This is a genomic window from Methanosarcina acetivorans C2A (assembly GCF_000007345.1).
Taxonomy (GTDB): Archaea; Halobacteriota; Methanosarcinia; order Methanosarcinales; family Methanosarcinaceae; genus Methanosarcina; species Methanosarcina acetivorans.
This window is the reverse complement of record NC_003552.1, coordinates 960,357-977,572: the sequence shown is the minus strand read 5'-3', so window position 1 is coordinate 977,572 and position 17,216 is coordinate 960,357. Positions and strand designations below refer to the sequence as shown.

General features: G+C 43.3%; 11 protein-coding genes, 1 tRNA gene and 1 pseudogene. 9 read left to right on the top strand and 4 right to left on the bottom strand.

The features are described from left to right. Positions 1–57 precede the first annotated feature (57 nt). From MA_RS04370 to MA_RS04360, 3 genes and pseudogenes are all read left to right on the top strand, one after another. Positions 58–888: a DUF1670 domain-containing protein gene (locus tag MA_RS04370; RefSeq protein ID WP_052279092.1), complete on the top strand. Its 831-nt coding sequence runs from the start codon at positions 58–60 to the stop codon at positions 886–888. Further along, positions 876–1,625, top strand: coding sequence for a DUF1670 domain-containing protein (locus MA_RS04365; protein WP_011020881.1), 750 nt, complete (start codon positions 876–878; stop codon positions 1,623–1,625). Before MA_RS04370 ends, MA_RS04365 begins: the two co-directional genes overlap by 13 nt. 28 nt (positions 1,626–1,653) lie before the next feature. After that, a pseudogene (locus tag MA_RS04360) lies at positions 1,654–2,382 on the top strand (IS630-like element ISMac13 family transposase); the annotation flags it as partial. A 245-nt stretch (positions 2,383–2,627) separates the two neighbouring features. Here MA_RS04360 and MA_RS04355 read toward each other — a convergent pair. After that, positions 2,628–2,737 (bottom strand) — tRNA-Met (locus MA_RS04355). A gap of 842 nt (positions 2,738–3,579) precedes the next feature. Here MA_RS04355 and MA_RS04350 point away from each other — a divergent pair. The 4 genes from MA_RS04350 to MA_RS04335 all read left to right on the top strand — a co-directional run bounded on the left by MA_RS04350 (position 3,580) and on the right by MA_RS04335 (position 7,824). Continuing rightward, positions 3,580–3,963 carry a molybdopterin dinucleotide binding domain-containing protein gene (locus tag MA_RS04350; protein ID WP_011020879.1) on the top strand — a complete coding sequence of 128 codons (384 nt, stop codon included), beginning with the start codon at positions 3,580–3,582 and terminating at the stop codon, positions 3,961–3,963. A gap of 77 nt (positions 3,964–4,040) precedes the next feature. Then, on the top strand, positions 4,041–5,345 hold the full coding sequence (locus MA_RS04345) for a formylmethanofuran dehydrogenase subunit B (protein WP_011020878.1): 1,305 nt from the start codon (positions 4,041–4,043) through the stop codon (positions 5,343–5,345). A gap of 1 nt (position 5,346) precedes the next feature. Beyond that, a complete protein-coding gene (locus MA_RS04340) occupies positions 5,347–7,065 on the top strand; it encodes a formylmethanofuran dehydrogenase subunit A (RefSeq protein WP_048064976.1) in 1,719 nt (572 codons plus the stop codon). Further along, complete coding sequence (locus tag MA_RS04335) at positions 7,066–7,824, top strand: formylmethanofuran dehydrogenase subunit C (RefSeq protein ID WP_011020876.1); 759 nt, start codon at positions 7,066–7,068, stop codon at positions 7,822–7,824. Between the two features lie 537 nt (positions 7,825–8,361). Here the strand turns inward: MA_RS04335 and MA_RS04330 are convergent. From MA_RS04330 to slmA, 3 genes are all read right to left on the bottom strand, one after another. Continuing rightward, the gene (locus tag MA_RS04330) at positions 8,362–9,177 is read right to left on the bottom strand and encodes an IS5-like element ISMac15 family transposase (protein WP_011020875.1); all 816 of its coding nucleotides are present in this window, start codon (positions 9,175–9,177) and stop codon (positions 8,362–8,364) included. 285 nt (positions 9,178–9,462) lie between these two features. Further along, entirely contained in the window at positions 9,463–10,044 is a 582-nt protein-coding gene (locus tag MA_RS04325; RefSeq protein WP_011020874.1) for a hypothetical protein, read from the bottom strand. A 172-nt stretch (positions 10,045–10,216) separates the two neighbouring features. Continuing rightward, positions 10,217–12,232 (bottom strand): S-layer protein SlmA, encoded by a 2,016-nt coding sequence (slmA, locus tag MA_RS04320; RefSeq protein WP_011020873.1) that lies wholly within the window; start codon positions 12,230–12,232, stop codon positions 10,217–10,219. 1,036 nt (positions 12,233–13,268) lie between these two features. Here slmA and MA_RS04310 point away from each other — a divergent pair. Both MA_RS04310 and MA_RS04305 read left to right on the top strand, forming a co-directional pair. After that, a complete protein-coding gene (locus tag MA_RS04310) occupies positions 13,269–13,844 on the top strand; it encodes a hypothetical protein (RefSeq protein WP_011020871.1) in 576 nt (191 codons plus the stop codon). 516 nt (positions 13,845–14,360) lie between these two features. Beyond that, the gene (locus MA_RS04305) at positions 14,361–16,004 is read left to right on the top strand and encodes a tRNA uridine(34) 5-carboxymethylaminomethyl modification radical SAM/GNAT enzyme Elp3 (RefSeq protein WP_011020870.1); all 1,644 of its coding nucleotides are present in this window, start codon (positions 14,361–14,363) and stop codon (positions 16,002–16,004) included. The last annotated feature ends 1,212 nt before the right edge of the window (positions 16,005–17,216 follow it).

Here is a 17,216-nt window from a genome sequence, read left to right as displayed (position 1 = left end):
CCCCTTCTGACCGATTGTTTATCTACTCTTGTCACCAAAACATTGTTGGTGGCACTAATGGTCTTGAAAATCCCAAAAGAATATCTCTCAACTTTTAATCGCCAATTACAGACTCAACTTTACAATGAACTGATGCAGGATTATTCCTTTCCTCGTGCTGTTTGCAGATCTCTGTCTGAGCTCTTCATGTCTTACATTGACCTATATTTCAGCAGTCAGCGCAAAGAAGGCCAGATTATCTTCCATGGAGTTTCCAAAGACGTTCCTCCTGGCGTACCAGTTAATGAGATGAATCTGGTTTCTGTCATTATCACTATCTACGACCCTGAAGACTGCAAAGTTAAGAACCAGCGAGAGCTGCTGGATAAACGGATCATGCGCATAAGTAATGAAGCACACACTCAGGGCGCTTTGCTCACCCAGGCTGACATCGCAATTCTTCTGGGAGAGAGTACAAAGACAATTTCACGACATATAGAAGCGCTGGAAGAGAATGGAGAACTGGTTCCAACCAGAGGAAAATGGAAGGATATAGGTCCCGGAGTAAGCCACAAAAAACGGATTCTGGAGCTATATCTTAAAGGGTACGAATATACTGAGATCGAGAGAAAGACCCAACATAGTGGCGAAGCCATAATGCGTTATGTAAAGGATTTTGCAAGAATACTGGTGCTGACTGAAGAGGGATTCGAAGATGAAGAACTCAGGATCATAACAGGGCTTTCTGAAAAAACAATTCAGGAATACAAAGAGCTGATTGAGACTTATTCTACCGAGGAATATCAGGAACGTTTAGACCAGCTTCATAGCATTTTTGGAAAAAAAGAGATCAGCAGAATGAACACGGAAACAGGTCCAAAAAACAGTTCGGGGAGATGGAGAAGATGAAAGTACCTTCAATGATTGAAACAAAGGTAACAAGCTCCCTGAAAGGTTCAGTTCTGGATCTGATACAAAATGATTACCAGTTTATTGCAGGTGACAAAATTCAGGAAATGTTTGCCAATGATCTCGTGGAAGTGGTGAGGAAATCTTATAGAGAGCCATGGAAACTAGAAGTTGGACAGATTTTGTGGTATGGAGCAAAGGCTTCAGAGAAGCCGAATTATGGTAAAAACAGTAAGAAAACACCATTAACACCAATTGTTTTGACCTTGATTTCCAAAGATGACCTGGAGATGAAGAAGGAAGGGTATTCAGATAGAGAAATAATGGAAACAAAAGTGGTTAGGATATTTAAAGAGGCATATGAACAGGAAGCACTGCTAACACATTCTGATATGGCATATCTGCTAAATGTTTCCACGGGTACGGTAAGCAAACAGGCAAAGGAGTATATGCAAAGAACAGGCGAGATATTGCCAACAAGAGGAATCATACATGATATTGGTAGAGCAGTCACTCACAAGAGGATTATACTAAACTTGTACATAAAAGGATATCAAACACCGGATATTGCAAGAATGACAAATCACACGCAGGAAGCGTGTGATAGGTACATTAAAGCATACAAGAAGGTAGAAAAGCTTAGCAAAACGATGAAAAGTGAGGAAATTGCACAAATTCTGGGAATGGGAAAATCCCTAGTAGAAGAATACATAAGAATTTTAAATGAGGAGGAATGAGTGATGGGCGAAACAAACTACGGCAAGTGTGAGTGCCTATCGGTCAAATGGGGGTTTAGAAAAACCACATAAAACAAGGTATTACGCCGCCAAAGTAGACCCGGATTTTGATGAAAAAGCAAGGAAGGTCCTGGGCACTTATAAGGAAGTTAAAAAACTAAAAAAAGAATTCAAAAAAAAGAAAAAGGTAGATAGAGTAATCCTTTCATGTGATGAAAAAACAGGCATTCAAGCTATTGAAAATAAATACCCGGATGTGATGCCAACAGAAGGAAAATATCCTATGATGGCAAGAGATTATGAGTATATTAGACATGGTACTCTTTCATTATTTGCATGTATTGATTTGATTACCGGGAAAGTTTATCACAAAGTTTTTGAAAAAGGTAGAAGTCGTGAATTTATTGAGATTATAAAAGAAATAGTATCAGATTACCAGGATACAAAAATCGTAGCAACTCTTGATAACCACAAAATACACACATCAGAAGAAACTAATAAATATATAAGTACCTTGGGAAAAGGGAAGTTAAAGTTCGTATTTACCCCAAAACATGCATCATGGTTGAATATTATTGAAAGTTTCATAAGCAAAATGAGTAGAGGCTTTTTAAAGGCAATAAGAGTAAAATCAATAATGGAATTAAAGAACAGGATCGATCAATACATAAATTTACTCAATGAGGAACCTGTGGTATTTGTGTGGAAATATAAAGTTGAAGGAGAAGACAGGATTCCCGGTGGAATTGAAATATGAAACAAATATGCAATTAATTAGGAATCGATGTACTAGTATGCATATAAATTCTAATCAACCACCACTTTCCTCGATGAGATGTTCAATGTGAAAAAAGGCCTATGATGGAGTTCTCAGAATTAAAAGCATTTTTAATCTTTTAATTGGGAAATAATTGAGTATACGGAAAAAATGATTTTAGCATGAAACACAGCAGCAAAAGATAAAAAACCAAAAAATACCTGTAGAGCACGGAAAAAATCAGGTGCCCGGAGCGTGACTCGAACACGCGACCTCCAGATATCTCAGGAGATTAAAGACGCCTCATATAAAGTCCCTATGAGTCTGGCGCCCCAACCGACTAGGCTATCCGGGCTTGCAACACACAGATGTATTAACATATATTAAAGGGTAACGATCGGAAGAGGGAAATGATGTCTTTTTTCATTATTTGAGCATGAAGGAAAACTCTCAAAAATCGGGGCCTCACGAATCTCTCAACTTTTTTTCAGAAAGCAAATGTTTGCTAAAGTTTGTACTTGTTTTTACAGATTTAATCGATGACTGCCCCCATAATCCATAATTTATTGTTCTGGAATGCGGCAGGAAAATAAAACAGACAGAACAGCAGGATTTTGGAAATAGAAAGGGTAACAGTAAGCACGTTATGTCGAACGTAACATAATATGGTAATATATAATAAAAGGGATTATTGGGGTATGGTTAGCATAACGGATAGATATATAATTTAAAAGAGATAATAATATTATTTCAAATGGATTTTTAAAAACAAGGGAAACCCGGAAAAGCCATCCCTGAATGTTCCCATCAATCAGGCATGACCAGGAAAATTACACCGCTTTATTAAATCTGTATAAGTATATAAATCGCATAATTATAACGAAAAAATGATACAAATCTCGGACAAGAAAAGCAGCCCTGTAATCCAATCCAGATAATATAGCTATTGGAACTAAGCTATTGGAACTGCAAGACCTGAAAAATGAACCTGTAAACCGAACCCCTCAGGGGGTTCACTCTCAAAAGAAGAACCCAAGCTATGAATCTGGTCCTTGCTTCAATTTAAACGTTATCAATGGCCTTCTGAACCGTTTTAAGCCTGAGAGATTAACCACTAAAAAGACTCGGCCATGATGACGATCCAGCTTATTGAAACTCATTATCGAAACTCTGTTACACCCCAGATGAGGAATTTCCATGAAAATAAAAGCAAATCTCATATCCGGAAGGACCGCCGACCAGGGCGCACATCTGGAAGCAAAAACGCATAAAGGCTACTTTGATGCCTGTGCTTACTGTGAGCTGAACTCTGCTGACCTCGAGAGGCTGGGCGTCTCGGAAGGCGACAGCCTGAAAGTTACCACCGAATTTGGGGAAGTGGTGGTATTTGCAAAGGCAAATGATGGAAACCCTGACAACCTTGCCTTTATTCCCATGGGCCCCTGGGCAAACGCCGTACTGGACCCTGACACCCACGGCTGCGGAATGCCCGGATTCAAAGGTGTCCCTGCTGAAATCGAAGTTACGGAAGAAAAACCCCTGGAAATGAAGGCCCTGATGAGGAAGTACCTGGAAGACTAAATTCCAGATCCTCCTGAAGCAAGAAATTCATATTTCATCAGATACCGGAGAAAACTGAAAAATTCGGAGGAAAAAATATGCCAGTAATTAAAGACGCAGTATGTTCCCTCTGCGGATCCCTCTGCGACGATATCACGGTCACTGTTGAGGACAACAAGATCACGAAGATAGAAAACGCCTGCATCCTCGGGCACAGCAAGTTTGTCGGCATGTTCGAACATGACAGGATAGAAACCCCGATGATCAGAAAAGATGGGGAACTTGTCCCTGTCTCCTATGAAGAGGCAATCGAAGCTGCCGCAAAAATTCTCGTAAATTCCAGGAGGATACTTTCCTATGGCTGGTGTTCCACTTCCTGTGAAGCGGTAAGTGGCGCAATTGAGCTTGCCGAAGAAACCGGCTCGGTTATAGATTCTACAGCAAACGTCTGCCACGGACCGTCAGCCCTTGCTGCCCAGGAAAAAGGCTCTCCTTCAGCCTCCCTTGGAGAAATAAAGAACAGGGCAGATGTAATCGTCTTCTGGGGCTGCAACCCTGTCCATGCCCACCCCAGGCATATGTCCCGTTACTCCAGCTTTTCAAAAGGCTTCTTTACCGAAAAAGGGCGAAAAGGCAGGACAATGGTGGTCATCGATGTCAGAAAAACCGACACCGCTAAACTCGCTGATAACTATGTGGAAATCGAACAGGGTTCCGACCTGCTCCTTATAACCGCGCTTCGCTCAATTGTAAACGGGCATGAGGACGTTGTTCCGGAAACCGTTGCAGGGGTTCCAAAAGCTGAGGTTCTCGAGCTTGCAGAGACCCTGAAGAATGCAAAATTCGTCTGTATCTTCTTCGGAATGGGAGTAACCCAGTCCCGCTCCAAGTACAAGAACGGAGATGCGGTGTCTTCTCTTATTTCTGACCTTAACCAGCACACAAAAGCCGTAATGATAGGAATGCGCGGGCACTATAATGTTACCGGTTTCGGGCAGGTAGCGACCTGGGAAACCGGTTTCCCGATGGCTATCGACTTCGCCAGAGGATATCCATATTACAACCCCGGAGAAACCGGAGCAAACGACCTGCTTGTGCGTGAAGAGCCGGATGCTGCAATTATAGCTGCAGCTGATCCCGGGGCCCACTTCCCACAAAAAGCAGTCAGGCACCTTGCAAAGATTCCTGTAATCCAGATCGACCCCTATGCCAACCCGACAACCGAAATTGCAGACGTGGTAATCCCCTCGGCAATCGTAGGAATCGAAGCCGAGGGTACGGCTTACCGTATGGATGCAATTTCCCTCCGCATGAAGAAACTGATTGATACCAGGTTTAAGACCGACGAAGAAATCGTAAAAGACCTGACTGCAAAGGTCAGGGAACTGAAGAGAGGTGCATAAGATGTCGGAAATCCTGATTAAAAACGCCAGTGTCTGTGACCCTGCGCAGGGAATTAACTGCGAGCCTATGGATATCTGCATCAGAGACGGAAAGATCGTAGAGAGAGTCTCCGGAAATGCTAAGGTTATCGATGCAGTAGGCAAGCTCACCATGGCAGGAGGCTTTGACGGGCACACCCACAGCGCAGGAAAAATTAACGTAGGCCGTTTCATCAATCCGAATGATGCAAGGAAAAACCCTGTACCCGGACTTTCGGGCCAGGTTGCACGTACCGAAAAAACAAGAGCGCAGGTAGGGTACAACACTCCCAATACTTACGCAATCGGGTACAGGTATGCAAAACTCGGATACACAACTATCTGTGAAGCTGCAATCCCCCTGCTTGCCGCAAGGCACACCCATGAGGAATTCAAGGAAATCCCTATCCTTGACAAAATGGGGCTTTCTCTCTTCGGAAGCAACTGGCAGGTTATGGAATATATCCGGGACAAGGAACCTGAAAAACTCGCAGCTTACATTGCCTGGGGCCTGAAAGCGTCAAGAGGTTACGGAGTAAAGATTGTAAACCCCGGAGGCGGAGAAGCCTGGGGCTGGGGAAGGAACGTTACGGGCCTTTACGACCCTGTCCCCAATTTTGATGTAACTCCTGCAGAGATCCTTATCGGGCTCGCAGAAGCTAACGAACGCCTGCGGCTTCCGCACTCCATACACGTGCACTGCAACAACCTGGGAAAGCCCGGCAACTACGCAACCACCATAGAGACCATGAAGCTCTTTGAGAAGGTTAAGCCGAGCCGTGACAGACAGGCCCTGCATGTAACTCACGTGCAGTTCAATGCCTATGCTGGCACTTCCTGGAGGGACTTTGAAACCGGAGCCCCGATGGTTGCAGACTATGTCAACGGGGCAGACCACCTGACATTTGACCTCGGGCAGGTAATCTTCGGCCCTGCCGTGACCATGACTGCAGACGGTCCCGTGGAGTATGCAAACGCAAGAATGTTGCACGAGAAATGGAGCAACCAGGACATCGAACTGGAAGATGCTTCCGGAGTCGTGCCCCTGTTCTATTCTCCAAAAAGTTTCGTAAACGCAGTCCAGTGGGCAATAGGGCTTGAACTCGCCCTGCTCGTAAAGGACCCCTGGAAGATTATGTTCACAACCGACAGCCCCAACGGCGGTTCTTTCGTTAACTATCCTGAAGCCTTTACCTACCTTATGAGCGCAAAGAGGAGAGCAGAGGTTATCTCAGGCTTTTCCAAGATGGCTCTTGACAGGATGGTACTTCCCGGAATCGACAGGGAACTGGACTTCTATGAGCTTGCCGTCATGACAAGGAGCACCCAGTCAAAGATGTACAGCAGGCCGGAGAAAGGAAACCTGAAAGTTGGCTCGGATGCAGACATTGCAATCTATGATCTCCTGCCCGGTCAGGTTGACCCCTCGACGGAGTACGCAAAGGTTAAGCAAGCTTTCTCAGGTGCGGCATATACCCTGAAAGGCGGAGAAATCGTTGTAAAGGACGGAGAAATCGAAGCCACCCCGAAAGGAAAGACTTACTGGGTGAACGCAAAAGTTCCGAAAAGCATCGATGCTGCGATGCAGAAAGATATAGACCGCAAATTCAGGAAGTACTACACCGTGAGTAAAGCCAATTATATGGTTGAGGACTCGTACATCCAGAAGCCTGTTGAAATCGACACCGAGGGGGTGTTCTGAATGCAGCTCGTAAAACTTTCCCTCAAAAAAGCAAATAAAATCCCCATCGAAGCCGACAATATAAACCCTGACAACTTTGCCGGCAAGTCCGCAGAAGAGATTAAGGCGATTCCCGTCTGGTACGGAAACGGGCAGTGCCCCCTCGGAGATTTCTTCTATATAGAGGTGGAAGGCAGTGACTCCGCAGAAAACACAAAGATAGTTTTCGAAGGTGATGTCTCCAGAGTTAAGCGCATAGGGCAGAACATGAGCGCAGGAGAGATCGAGATCAATGGCAACGTGGATATGCACTGCGGCTTTGGCATGAAGGGAGGAAAGGTCGTAATCAACGGCGATGCTGACAGCTGGCTCGGCTGCGAGATGGCAGGCGGAGAAATCATCCTCAACGGAAGTGCCTCCTATTATGTTGGAGCAGGTTACCGCGGAGAAGCCTGCGGCATGCGTGGAGGAAAGATTACCGTCAACGGCAATACGAAGGACTACCTTGGCGAACATATGTGCGGAGGGGAGATCCTCGTAAAAGGTGATGTAGGGCTCCTTCCCGCAATCTCAAACAACGGCGGAAAAATAGTCATCGAAGGCAATGCTACCATGCCGGCAAGCGAGATGAAGAACGGCACGGTCATCATCAAAGGCGAAGTGTACGACCTGCTACCCTCCTACAAAGAAGAAGGAACAGAAGAAGTCGAAGGTGTTACATACCGCAAGTTAGTAGGCGATGTTAACATCGGCGGAAAAGGCGTTTTGCTTATAAAGTGAACGACTTGAAGTACTTGAAATAAATGTATGGCGGATAAGATCGAAGTAAACAGAAACTCCAAGGAGTTTCTTTCTTATCCGTTTTACTGCCCTTTTTTACATTTCGGTTCTTCATAATCTCCTATTTATGTGCCTTTTTTCCCGATGTTCACCAGAGTTGTTCTTCCCTGGTTGATGGTTTAAGTAATGAGCTGAGCCAAGCAGACTAAATTAAAGATATCTCTGACCCTTTCGACGTTATTCGCTATACAGTGTCGCTCATTTCCCGCTCGACGTAGGAGAGCGGTCTTTCCCGAAAAGACAAAAAAGAGATAGACGAATGAAGAGAACACCCCGGCAAGTAAAAGTTTCTGAGACGTTTGTGAGCAAGGAGGAGAATCAAGCAGACAAATGAAAGAAATTTAGGTTTTTAATTTTCTTCCAAATCTGTATTTCTTTTTTGTAGAGTGTTGCAGACCAGCTAGTGGGGGCGCTGATATTTATTTTTTGATTAAAATAAGTTCCTGATATCTAAGAGGCTGTCTGAATATTCATTTTTCATCTGGATAAAGGTTCTATTTTAGCCAGTCGTCTGCTCATTATATGGATCATAGCCGCATAAATGAAGGCTTGACTGGACTCTGTTAATCCTTCATAATCTTTGCTCAACCGCCGATAACGACCCAGCCATCCAAATGTACGCTCTACTACCCATCTGCGAGGAAGTACTTGAAAACCTTTGACATCATCTTTACGCCTTACTATTTCCAAAACCCAACCACAGGTTATCTTGACCCAATCAACCAGTTGACCAGCATAAGCAGCATCAGCCCAAATAAGCTGCAATCGAGAGAATGTCCCCTTAATTTGTTCCAGAACAAGTTTAGCTCCATCTCGATCCTGAATATTCGCTGCATGAACTACAACCATTAATATTAGCCCTGTTGTATCCACCAGAATATGGCGCTTTCGTCTTTTGACTTTCTTACCAGCATCATAGCCGCGTACTCCACGTGTTTCTGTGGTTTTGACTGATTGACTATCCAAAATCGCTGCACTCGGTTCTGGTTCTCTGCCATTTGCAATTCTCAGTTCAGTCCTTAGCGCAGCATTTATGCGTTCCCAAATTCCATAAAGACGCCAAAGACGGAAATAGTGGTAGACAGTTTGCCATGGTGGAAATTCGTGTGGTAGCATTCGCCATGCACAACCAGAACGTAGCAAATAGAATATGCCATTCAATATTTCACGATAGGGGTGAACACGTTTTTTGCCTCGATTAGTTGGGGGATTTGGGATATGAGGCTCGATTAGTTTCCATTCTTTATCAGATAAATCGCTAGGATAAGGAAGTCTTTCAGTCTGTTCTGACATTGACGAACAATCTTGGGACAGGTATTATTTAATTTTAAGACAGCCTCTAAGGGAAGTATTCTCCGGACAGGGAAGAAGATTCACTTCTGTTTTTCCTGATAGCATTATGAGTTCTCCTGTTACTTTTTTGCATTGCAAACCTGACAAGTCAGCCCTTAAGAGTATAAAAGAAAAACAAAAGATTCCAGCTTTGGAGATTCAGAATATCAACCGATTAATCCGGAGCCGTCAATTTTAAAAAGGAAATAAAGAAAGTTGAGAAATATCAACTTTACTGAAAAGGAATTAGTATCCGGTTGCTTCTGCCAGCTGCCTGATGGGAGCTTCTTCAGCAGTGTTTCCGTAAACTACTATCACATAGTTTTCATTGCTCCAGATGTAGGTGTATCTGGGAACGACTTCTCCTCCCGATGTAATATATTTGGTGATTATCACGGCAGAGTGCCCGTTAAAAGAAACATCCGTAAAACGGGAACCATTACTAAGTGGAGGGAAAGAAGCTTTGTATGCATCGATGAAATTATTTGCAGCATCTTCATCTTCAAGTTCGATAACATCTACATAATAATTAGTTTCATTAGAGTCTTTGTAGACCCCTTCGGAGACGTTAAGAACCCCGGAGACATTTTCAGCGTCGTAATCACTTTTAATTTCATCTGTGGAGAGTGAAATGGTATCAACGTACTCAAAGCCCGCAGGAAGGGTTTCAAGTGTGCTTATTCCGGCTACATCTTCCTCAGAAATTGCATCTGTTTCCGGATTGGCCGAGTCTGTCCCGTTAACTGCAGGGGAATTGTTGCCCACGCAGCCTGAAAACGCGATCATCAAAACCGCAAACACGGATATTAAAGCTATACTTTTTTTCATGGTATTTCACCTTGATCTGTAACCCTGAAACAGACGGTTTAAAGAATCAGGATTTCAGAATTAAAAGCATCGAGAGAACTAAGAAATCCTACAAATAAAAACTTATCTGTAAAAAGAAACCAAAAAAGAATTTAAAAGAGAGAAGGGTAGGAAAACCCTTCACTCAGAAAATTTAGTTGTTCCTCCTGACGAGGTAAACTACTGCAAGGAGTCCTACAAGGCCGAACATGAATCCAAAGCCTGGAGTAGTACCTTCGCTTTCGGTAGTTTCAGTCTCTTCAGGTGCAGGTTCTCCCTCAGTTGGAGTTTCTGTTACTTCGGTTGGAGTTTCTTCTTCTCCTTCGGTTTCAGTAACTTCCCCGGTTGGGGTTTCTTCAGGAGTTTCTTCTTCGCCAGAAACCTCTTCACCGATGGTCTTCTCTACGTATGGGTAGTACCTGAGATCAGAGGATGAAGTGTCAGCGATCATGAAGTACATACCTTCGCCGATTTCCTCTTCGGAGTCCCTGGTCAGAGTGAAGGTATCTTCATTGCTGATTTTAAGGGTGTCACCGTCGATGGATACATCGTCAAGGTTACCGAATTCGTCGTCAGACTCGATGGTCATTGCGTTTGCGTAGTCAATGAGCCAGAGACCTTCGATCTGGGCAATGCTGTCGACTGCGCCCTGGAAGACCTGGTTGACATGGACTTTGAGGACAACAACATCGTCTTCGTCCTCGATGTCATCGAGTTCTACATCCCAGGTGTTGGCTTCATCGTCAGCAGTTGAAACTGAGATGATTTCGTCATCTACGAATTCTCCGTCCTTGGTGAATTCGAGCCAGACTTTCTCACCGTCAACATCGACCTGCTTGGCTTCGATAGCATAACCTTCACCGAGATCGAGCATTTCACCGGTTCTGATGGTGTACTTGTCATCACTGTCAAGGACAAGCTTTGCGATCTTGTCTGCCTTGTCAGGGTTGATTGGGATGTATTCTTCTGCAAAGAAACCCATAACAGGGTACTGGTCCCAGCCTGCGTCAGGGTTGTAGTACTCGAAGTCAACGTCTGCGATGGTGGTGGTGTAAACGAGACCGCCTTCAGGAATCACGTTTCCGTCAAGATCGGAGACTGTGAGGGTTTCAGTTGAGACATTGTCGTCGATGTCATAGTAGAAGCCTGCAAAGCTGCTTGCATCCCATGATTGATCACCGAAGCCGGAAGCGACCTGTCCCCTGATTTCATAGGTGCCGGGGTCTGTGATTTCCTTCATTGCATAGAACCTGAGCACATTGGATGGGGTGTCGGCTGTGGCGAAGTAGAGGCCCTCACCGATTTCCTCCTCATCATCCCTGGTCAGAGTGAAGGTGTCTTCGTTGGTAATTGTAAGGGTGTCACCGTCGATGGATACATCGTCAAGGTTACCGAATTCGTCGTCAGACTCGATGGTCATTGCGTTTGCGTAGTCAATGAGCCAGAGACCTTCGATCTGGGCAATGCTGTCGACTGCGCCCTGGAAGACCTGGTTGACGTGGACTTTGAGGACAATAACATCGTCTTCGTCCTCGATGTCATCGAGTTCTACATCCCAGGTGTTGGCTTCATCGTCAGCAGTTGAAACTGAGATGATTTCGTCATCTACGAATTCTCCGTCCTTGGTGAATTCGAGCCAGACTTTCTCACCGTCAACATCGACCTGCTTGGCTTCGATAGCATAACCTTCACCGAGGTCGAGCATTTCACCGGTTCTGATGGTGTACTTGTCATCGCTGTCAAGGATGAGCTTTGAGAGCTTGTCTGCCTTGTCAGGGTTGATTGGGATGTACTTCTCTGCGAAGAAGCCCATCAGGCTGTAGTTGTCCCAGCCAGCATCCGGGTTGTAGTATTCGTATTCAACTTCCTGGATGGTTGTCTCATAAATAAGTCCGCCTTCTCCAATGACGTTGCCTTCAGTGTCTGGAACGTCTTCAATGGAAAGGGTTTCGGTTGTTACGTTATCGTCAATGTCGTAGTAGAATGCTGCAAAGTCAGTTGCATCCATTGTAAGGATGGTACCGTCGCCATATGTATCAATAATGTCGTCGATATCAGAGCCATTGTACACTGGACCACGGATCTCAATTACGTCTACTGCGCTTGCGGCGGATGCAAATACAGTGAGAAGCATGAGGGCAGCCAGTGATAATGCTGCAAATCTCTTCATTTTATTGTTTCCTCCATGTTTGTTAAGATATATCGTATGTAAGAAGAAGTGTCGGGATCAAACACTTAAAGGGTTTTCACCGTTCTTCACCAAATCAGACTTGTCCATTTTCGTCTATTGCCGAAGAGGATTTCATTCCCTCCGTATCCCTCTAAATTGGATTACAAGTGTTCTATAAAATAATTGCATTATTAAATCTTTTGTGGTCTATTTCAGAGAAATTAGAGAGGAAAAGCGCAAAACAACGATACAAATGACGGTAAATGTCGAAAGAACCCGGGCAGAATATTCGTCAGAGGTTAACATAGAAGACAAAGTCGAAATACTTATAAAACACTATGGAAAAAGGATAATATGTTTCTGGAAGAAGAGCTAAAGAATTTGAAACAATACTAATTTTAAAAACCAATTATGTGGAAACCCCATTTATTTGAGGTTTGCCTGTTTTAAAAAGCTCTTGAAGCGGGAAAAATTGTTCCACACCTCATACAGATCAGCAATTTCTCAACTGCACAATCGGAGCAGAGGCTTTATTATTCCTAAAGCCGGAGTGAATTACATATTACAGTTTCAGCCATCTTCCGGAAAGAAACTGTACCTGACACCCCATAAAGGAGCTGTTTTTTACATATGCCACGTTGCTGAGCTGCCCCGGACAACAGGAAAAAAATAAGCTCAGAAATCGGCCCTTGAAAGCCGGCAAATTTAGGGAACAAAGCGGGAGGGGGGAAATCAACTTTTGGAATAATTAAGTTATTTTTCGCACAGACTTTCATTAATTTTACATAAATAAAAGTCAAAATTTGTATATATTGCACGGGTAGCAGTATAATTTATACAACGTATTAGAAATTGACGATATAATAAAAGAAATATAAAATAAGAAAAATATATAAAAGAAAAGAGTAGAGAGATAGCTTCAAGAAAGTATCCCCTGAAGAGTGGGTACCCGAAACTCGGACAAGTAAACTATATAAGATCATATTTTATATGAACAGCACAACATAGGATTAAAAAACAACACGGGGTATCAGCTTTGGAATGCCAAGATATTATCCAGGATGTCCTCTGCAGGATTAAAGCCATCAAAGGCGTGGAAGATACGTACATTTTGAATGAAGAAGATAAGGAGAAAATATTTGAACTCGAGAAAAAAGCCGAAGGAGCAGTCCTGATGGGCATGGGAGTCGGAGACAACCGGGGGATCAAAGAAGTTCTCAAGCGGGAGATAATCATAGCTTTTACAACCAACATGGACTATGTATGGCCAGAGGGACCAAATGTGATTCTCATGCAGTACGGGGAAAAAGTAGGCGAGGATATCTATGACCCCGAAAAAATCGAAGAGTGCAAAAAATGCAAAGATATGATGGTGATGGGGAATTTTGTAATTTACAGAAGTGCAGTACCAAAACCAAAAGAGGCAGGAAAGGAACCTCTCACCGTTGTCCTCCCTCCCCAAAAATGTGAGGATTTAGAGTGCGTGAGCAGAATAAACAACATTGTGCTCGCATCTCCTTCTACACCCTCGGACGAATATATAAGGTCTGTCATGGGCCTCAAGCCAGCAGTAGGGCTGGGAACTTTTATCATAGGATTTGATTTCTGTTGATCAAAACCAGACAAACGAAATTGCCAACCCTTCCGGATACCCGAGAAATATATCCGTGACAGACAACAACCATGATACTGGTCAATTGATTCCCTCTTCAAATCAATTGACTATATTTATACTATTATTGAGACTCAACTCAGAGAAATTGATAATCAGGTACTGGAATTGAGGCTCTATTCAGAGTAATCGATTACAGATATCTTTAGTTGATACAAATCACCTGATACAAATCACCCGATACAAATCACCCGATACAACATTAAAAACTGAAATGATCATCCGTACAAAAAGAAAAAGTAAAATTGTCTTTTTTAAAATGCAGTCGCAGGATAGTAGCAGGCTTACACACAGCTTTAAGTAAAGCGAGCTTATCGAAAGTAGCAAAAACGGGAGCTTAAAGTGTACGACTCCTAAAGTTCTGCAACAAAGTTACCAGTTCCAAAAGAACCTTTCAGCTAAACTGCTGCCGAAAGAAAGAGCCGGGAAAAATGCCCCGATAAGACGGAATTTGAAATGAAGGAAACTGATTATAACAGGGCCTGCAGGAATATCCTTGAAAAGGTACTTGCCGGGGAAATAAAAGACGAAGACCAGTTGAACAAAGTAAAAAAAGACGTAAGTAAACTATATCATCTTGCCAGCCTGCCCAGGAACGGAGATATAATTATGCAGGGTACACCCGAAGAGCAGGCAGTAATAAAGGAGTTCCTCAGGCGAAAACCCGTAAGAACAATTTCCGGAGTTGCGGTAATTGCCGTAATGACCTCCCCTGCCCCATGCCCCCACGGAGTGTGCCTGCCCTGCCCCGGTGGCCCCAATTCGGCTTTTAAATCTCCTCAGAGCTACATGGGAAGAGAACCTGCAGCTATGAGGGCAATTCAACACGAGTTTGACCCTTACGCCCAGGTTCAGTCCAGGCTCTCCCAGCTAAAGGAGATAGGCCATGATGTGGAGAAGGTAGAGCTGATAGTCATGGGAGGCACATTCTCAGCCCGCAGCCTCGATTATCAGGAATGGTTCAGCAAACGCTGCCTTGAGGCGATGAACGACTTCACAGGCACCGAATGGAGGGAAAATGTCCGGCAGATCGGAAAAGCTTCCCCTTACATCCCGCTTGAAGAGGTCCAGAAAGCTAACGAAGTAGCCGATATCCGGAACGTGGGCATAACATTCGAAACCCGTCCCGACTGGGCAGCAGAAGAACATGTGGACGAGTTCCTCAGGCTTGGGGGGACAAAGGTTGAACTTGGAGTCCAGAGTGTCTATGATTTTATTCTGACGCGGATGCAGCGAGGACACGGAGTTGCAGAAATCGTCAGAGCTAACAGGGTTTTAAGAGACAGCGCCTTCAAGGTAGGCTTCCACATGATGCCCCACCTCCCGGGAGCGAATTCCGAACTCGATCTAAGGGGGTTTAAAAAACTCTTTGAAGATCCTCGCTTCAGGCCGGATTACCTCAAGATTTATCCGACCCTAGTGACCGAAGGCACAGCGCTGTACAGGATGTGGGAAGCCGGAGAATATCAGGCCCTTTCCGATGAAGAGGCAGCAGAACTTGTTGCCGACATAAAATCCGTCCTGCCCAAATGGGTAAGACTCCAGCGCATCCAGCGGGACATTCCCGCCCACCAGATCTTTGCAGGCGTCAGAAAGAGTAACCTCAGGCAGCTTGCAGAGGAAAAACTCCGGGAAAAAGGAGGTAAATGCCGTTGTATACGCTGCAGGGAAGTAGGGCATAACAGCCTGAAAGGAAGAAGGATAAACGAAAAAGATATCGAGCTTACTATGGAAAGCTACGAAGCCTGTAACGGCACAGAACATTTCATCGCTTTTGAAGACCTTTCAGCAGACGTCCTAATAGGCTTTACCCGGCTGCGTTTCCCGGCTGCCCCCCACCGCCAGGAATTACAGGACTCCGCCCTTATAAGAGAACTGCATGTTTACGGCTCCATGGTCCCTGTGGGAAAAGGGGCAAAACAAAAGGAGTGGCAGCACCGGGGCTATGGGAAGGAACTTATTGAGCACGCGGAAAAAATCGCATCCGAGGCCGGCTATGGGAAACTTGCAATAATCAGTGGAATCGGGGCCAGAGAATATTACCGAAAACTCGGGTATAATCTCGACGGACTCTATATGGCAAAGACCCTTAAGGGCTGAAAAATAGCCTTCTTTTCCCGGTGTATGCTGCAAACGAAATTTTATACATTAAACTGAATACAATGCCTTTAAAGGATACAATGCCTTTAAACTGAGTTTTCCAGCTCGAGACTATGCAATAACTTTTTTTCAACTCTCCTTATAGCAACTTTTTTCGACTCTCTTTTATTTTCCGATTTATCTAAAACTGACTCCTGCAAAAATTCAGATTACGGGGAAATTTTCTCCATACAGTTTAGTTCAGATTTAGGGGAGAGGATGAACAATAGAAGAATATAAATTTTGGATATATATGAAATATCAATAAATTGTATCAACATAAAAATAGGACTTTATTAATTGACAGACAAAGTTCAAAGAGATTTGAGGGGATCAAACATTCTGGAATGAAGATAACTACAATCCCAATAAATAGGTCAATAAAGAGAGATACGTAATCAATAAAAAGGAAGCAATAAAATTGAATAGCGTAACTTATCTTACACACCACCAAATATATATTAAAGATATAAGGCATATCAAATATAATTAATGTAAAAATATAAATAATACTGTGTAAATAAAGTGAGACAACTGAATAGTAATATTGAAGTATAAGTCAAAATTTATACGTTAGTCAGTTAAAAGAATCAAGAGCTTCAGAACTTATTCTGAAAAATGGTAGTTTAACGGTAAGGGAAAAGAATAATTTGGGTCCTAAAAAAAGTTAAAAACTTAATGGAGATGGGGAGTATTTTATCCATGTACCTGAAAGATAAGGAAAAATAGACAATAAAAAAGAACTATTTAACTAAAATCCATGTCCGTAGCATTCGAATTAATGGATTTCACAGAGGAAATTACAGAAAAATGTTAAATAGTATGGTATATTAACGTATACCCGCCTTCGCTAATTATGTAAAATATTTATACCTTAGAATAAAACGTCAAATTTTGGTTTTGGAAAAATACTCTTCAAGATTCAGGTAAAGGGTAATGACCATTAAAGGTAAACCCGTAAACGATGAATTTTAAAATATGTGAGAGAAAAACAGAATGCTCAAAACATAAAGCTATTAACAGATGTATTTTCAGGAATAAATTTTTGATGTGAAAAAACATTCATAAAAAAATAAATATTATGAGATCTTAACATAATAAAAAACGTAATATATAAAATTCAAAGCCTCTTCCAGGCTTTGATTTTAAAAATAAAAACTAATAAGGAATTAA